Origin of the sequence: Microbulbifer mangrovi, from assembly GCF_002009015.1 — a bacterium.
Taxonomy (GTDB): domain Bacteria; phylum Pseudomonadota; class Gammaproteobacteria; order Pseudomonadales; family Cellvibrionaceae; genus Microbulbifer; species Microbulbifer mangrovi.
Genome location: NZ_LZDE01000172.1, coordinates 1 through 5,254, shown reverse-complemented (window position 1 = coordinate 5,254; position 5,254 = coordinate 1). Strand labels below are relative to the sequence as shown.

3 protein-coding genes are annotated in these 5,254 nt (G+C 59.1%); all 3 read left to right on the top strand.

Features of this window, described 5'->3' with window-relative positions; translation table 11 throughout:
- Positions 1-469: 469 nt before the first annotated feature.
- A complete protein-coding gene (locus tag B4U49_RS01335; RefSeq protein WP_078082790.1) occupies positions 470-2,575 on the top strand; it encodes a TonB-dependent receptor in 2,106 nt (701 codons plus the stop codon).
- Positions 2,576-2,675: 100 nt separating this feature from the next.
- A complete protein-coding gene (locus B4U49_RS01330) occupies positions 2,676-3,893 on the top strand; it encodes a PepSY-associated TM helix domain-containing protein (protein WP_078082789.1) in 1,218 nt (405 codons plus the stop codon).
- Between the two features lie 151 nt (positions 3,894-4,044).
- The gene (locus B4U49_RS01325) at positions 4,045-5,070 is read left to right on the top strand and encodes a zinc-binding alcohol dehydrogenase family protein (RefSeq protein ID WP_078082788.1); all 1,026 of its coding nucleotides are present in this window, start codon (positions 4,045-4,047) and stop codon (positions 5,068-5,070) included.
- The last annotated feature ends 184 nt before the right edge of the window (positions 5,071-5,254 follow it).

Below are 5,254 nucleotides of genomic sequence, written 5' to 3'. Positions count from 1 at the left end.
CTACCAGGCTGCTCCACCCCGCACCTACACCCTGAAAGTCGACCCCTGGTAAGATGTTCGACTTCCTGCGACGGGTTGCCCCGACCGCTCAAGAGGCTGCGCATTCTATGGGTGAGACCTTAGGGAGTCAAGCCACTTTTGGCACTAATTCTCACATCGGTGCCCATACCGTTGTGATTACCGCTCTTCCCCATGCCGAGTCCCATTATAAGAAGAAAGACGACGACTGCGTGGAGTTGATTTGCGCCAATCTCGCGCCGAGCCGGAATCGCACGCATTAATAATAAGTATGCACCTACCCCCGCTCCCCATTCCACCCCACACAAAATTGCGATTGATATCGATTCTCATTTTAACTATTATCGCCCTCCTCAACGGCGGCGAGCCTCGGCAACGAACGTAAACGGGGCCCTCCCCTGCCGCCTCTTTAAGACAGAAAAATTAGCTTGTACCAATCTAGGAGCCCCGGATGCGCTACCTGAAGACCTCCCTCGCCCTGTCCATCATCGCCGCCAGTGCCAGCGCGCTCGGCGCGGAAAGCAGCAGCGACCAGCAAATCGAAGAGGAGGTAGTGGTTACTGCAAGCCGCACCGAAAAGCCCCTGAGCTCGATCCCGAATACGGTGACCCTGATCGACCAGCAGGAACTGACCAGCCAGATGGCCACCACCAGTGACCTGTCCACCATTCTCGGCAACCTGATTCCCAGCTTCTCCCCAAGCCGCCAGAAGATGACCAGCTCCGGCGAGAGCCTGCGCGGCCGCAAGCCGCTGTACCTGATCGACGGCGTGCCCCAGTCCAACCCGCTGCGCAACGGCGGCCGCGACGGTCACACCATCGATCCGCTGGTACTGAAGCGTGTGGAAGTTATTCACGGTGCCAACGCCATCCACGGCATGGGCGCCTCCGGCGGCATCATCAACCTGGTGACCCGCACTCCCAGCGACGAATTCCAGCAGAGCGTGCGCGTTGAAACCGCACTGCAGACCGAAGATGTGGGTGAATCCGCGGGCTACAACGGCAGCTACAGTGTCTCCGGCAAGGTCGATGACGTCGACGTGCTGGCCAGCTTTACCTACCGCAACAGCGGTGTGGGCTACGACGCCAACGGGGACATTGTCGGTTTCGACAACACCCAGGGCGATACCATGGACAGCGAAACCACCAACGCCTTTATCAAGACCGGCTACAGCTGGGACGAGCAGCGTGTACAGCTGACTGTGAACCGCTTTCTGGTGGAAGGTAACAACAACTGGCTGAGCGTGGATGGCGATATCAGCGAAGGCATTGCCACCACCGCGATCGAGGCACCGGTACCCGGGGATGCGCCGTCCAACGAGGTGACTACCGTCAACCTGCAGTACACCAACGAAGACCTGTTCGGCCAGAAGCTGCGCGCGCAGGTTTTTTCCCAGGACTTTGCCGGCACCTACGGCGGTGGCGCCTTCGCCACATTCCAGGACCCGGCCTACGGCGAAGACATATTCGACCAGTCCCAGAACAACTCGGAAAAACGCGGCCTGAAACTGACCCTGATCAAGGACGACATCGCCGGCAGCGCAATCAGCCTCGCTTACGGTATCGACCTGCTGCAGGACGAGACCTGGCAGCAGTTGGTGCAGACCGGCCGCGCCTGGGTGCCGCCGACCAAATACAAAAGCACAGCGCCTTATGCGCAGGTCGAGTTCAGCGGCATCGACAAGCTGACCATTACCGCCGGTGTGCGCCACGAGCGCTCCAAACTGAACGTCGACGACTTCACCACCCTGGCGTCTTACGGCAGCCAGTTTGTAGAGGGCGGCAACCCGGAATTCAGCGAGACCCTGGGTAATATCGGCGCTACCTACGCAGTCGCGGAAGGCCTGCGTATCTACGCCAACTACTCCGAAGGCTTCTCCATGCCCGACGTGGGCCGGGTGCTGCGCGGTATCAACCAGCCGGGCCTGGATGCGGAGAGCTTCCTCGAGCTGAAGCCGATCCTGACCCAGAACCACGAGCTGGGGTTGGATATCAATAACGAACTGTTCGGCGTACAGGTCGCGGTTTACTCTTCCGACTCCGACTTTGGACAGCGCCTGGCGCTGGGCAGTGACGGTGTCTACAGCGTGAAACGGGAAAAGACCGATATCGATGGTGCGGAAATGCGCGGCCAGTGGTTCGCCACCGATACCGATACCCTGGAAGTGCGTTACGCCTACACCAAAGGCCGCTACGACTCCGATCAGGACGGCAAAGTGGACACCGATCTCGACGGTCGCAACATCTCTCCCAACCGCTTTAACCTGAGCTGGGCACGCAACTGGACCGAAGATTTCAGCACTCGCCTGCAGGCCAACTGGCTGCTGGACCGCGACTTTGAAAACAGCGCCGGTGAAGTCACCACCGAGTTCGACGGCTATACCATCATCGATGCCAGCGCCCAGCTGAAAGCACTGGGTGGCGAGTTCGCCGTGGGTCTGCAGAACCTGACCAACGAAGACTACTTCACCTACTACTCCCAGACCGCGGGCAATGATGTGCGCAACTTCAAGGGCCTGGGCCGCAGTGTGAACCTGTCTTACTCAAAAGTGTTCTGATCTGCGGTAAACGCGGAGATTTTTCGCCTGCAGGGCAGGCTCCTACAGTAGAGTCCGTAGGAGCCTGCCCTGCCCGCGAACCAAAACAAGCTTCCACGCCATGCGCAAAACGTTTTTCATCCTGCACAAGTACGCGGGCCTGACCCTCGGCTTGCTGCTGTCACTGATCGGACTCACCGGCAGCCTGCTGGTGTTCGATCACGCCCTGGATGAAACCCTCGCGCCGCAGACGGTTGCCTTCAACCCGTCTGCACAACCGGCCAGCTACGCGGAAATTTTTGCCGCCGCCCAGGCCGCGGTTCCCGGCAATCCTACCCCTACCCGCCTGATGACCCAGCGTCAGCCCGGCAGTCCGCATGTGGTGCGTTTTCCGACGCCCGAGGGTGCGCCCGGTCCCATCGAGGTCGCCGTCTCCCCGACAGATGCGGAAGTGCTCGCGGTGCGCGGTTGGGGCACGCCGGAATACACCATGACCTGGCTGTACCGACTGCACTACACCCTGCTCTCCGGTAAAAATGGCAAGACGGTAGTGGGCTTTATGGGCCTGCTGCTGATGGTGTTCTGTATCACCGGAGCAGTGCTGTGGTGGCCTAAAAAGAGCAAGACCAGTAAGGGTAAGTGGAAGCGCGCGTTTTCCATTTCCCGCAGCGGCAACCGCTTCCGTTTTTACTTTGATGTGCACAAGGTGTTCGGTATCTACTTTCTGCCGTTGTTGCTGATGATCAGTTTTTCCGGGGTTACCCTGGTATTCCCGGTGCAGGTCGAAGCCGTGGTGGGCACCCTGTTCAAGGTTGAACCCCGCCCCGCCCTGCCGGGCTCCGGTAGCGATAGCGGCACGCCGATCTCTGCCGATCAGGCGGTTGCCATCGCCCACGCGGCCTTTCCCGGTGGCGAGCTGAAACGTATCTATCTGCCGCGCGACGCAGGTGACAGCTACGGCCTGAGCTTCCGCGCTGCCGGTGAAGCCTGGACCAACTATGGCGCCAGTGTCGCGCGAGTGGACCAGTACAGCGGTGAATTGCTGATGTCGCAGAATGTCACCGAGATTGCGCTGGGTAACAAAATCCTGCGCTGGCAGTTCCCGCTGCACAACGGCGACGCCCTGGGTATCGTGGGCCGCTGGCTGGTATTGCTGGCAGGCTTTGCCCCTGCCCTGCTGTTCGGCACCGGTCTCTACCTGTGGTGGCAGAAGCGACAATTGAAACGGCGCACCACGGCGCAGGCGGTGCGCAAATCCAACCGGGCTAATGGCCGTACTGGCGCTTCGCCCTCGTCTTCCAGCGTCTCTTCCACCTCCTCTACGCCCGCGGAAGTCTGAGCCAAATCAAGGCCGTCCCTGTCCCGCTCATCTAAACTGCCACGGCGTTTTCCGATTTAGCGCAACATCGCGCGCTGCTGGCTGACACCCAGGCTGGCGCGAAAATTGAATTACGGATATCGATTGCCCCCAACGGATATGGAGATCCCACGTGAAAGCTGTCGGCCTTTTTCAGTACCTGCCCATCGACAATCAGGAATCCCTGCTCGACCTGCAAATCGATAAACCCCATCCCGGCCCCCGGGACCTTCTGGTTTCGGTAAAGGCCATCGCGGTCAATCCCGTGGATACCAAGGTGCGCGCGCCCAAAGGTGAGCCTGTCACCGAAACCACGCCCAAGATTCTTGGCTGGGATGCAGCTGGCGAAGTGGCGGCAGTGGGCAGCGAGGTGGAACACTACAAGGTCGGCGACCGGGTGTTTTACGCGGGTGATATCACCCGCCCCGGATGCAACAGCGAGTATCAGCTGATCGACGAGCGCATTGTCGGCACGATGCCACGCACCCAGGACTTCCAGGCGGCTGCCGCCCTGCCGCTGACCAGTCTCACCGCCTGGGAGGCGCTGTTCGAGCGTTTGGGTATTTCCCCGACCGGAGAGGATGCGGGCAAGTCGCTGCTGATTATTGGTGGCGCTGGCGGTGTGGGTTCCATTGCGATTCAGCTGGCGCGCAAGCTCGGCAAGCTGAATGTGATCGCCACGGCCTCGCGCACCAAGTCTTCCATGTGGGTGAAGCAGATGGGGGCAAGGCACGTGGTCAATCACCGCAACCCGATTGATGGGGAGCTGAAAGACATCGGTATTGATGCGGTAGATTTTATCCTCTGCCTGAACAATACCGATCAGCACTTTCCGGCAATGGCCAACGCGATCAAGCCCCAGGGAAAAATCTGCACGATTGTGGAAAACACCGCCCCCCTGGAAATCGACCTGCTGAAATCGAAGAGTGCGACCTTTGTGTGGGAGTTCATGTTCACCCGCAGTATGTTCCAGACCGACGATATGATTCGTCAGCAAGAGATTCTGAATCGTATTGCGGAATTGATTGATCAGGAGAATCTGATCACGACGGTCGGGGATACCATTGAACCGATTAACGCAGCTAATTTACGCTTGGCGCACCAGCAACTGGAAGCCGGTCGAACCATTGGCAAGATTGTGTTGGCAGGCTGGAAGTAAAATACATTTCCCGCCACTGTCGAGGCACTTTTTAGCCAGCAAAGAGGCGGCCGAGCACTCCGCCTTCGCATTAAATTCCGATACTCCGTAAGTCAGAGAAGCTCTGCTTACAACGTGGAATATTCCGGTGATAAGGGAAGGTGCTGGGGATTGGTTTTTGAAAGCGTCGGCAACAGGGATGTTG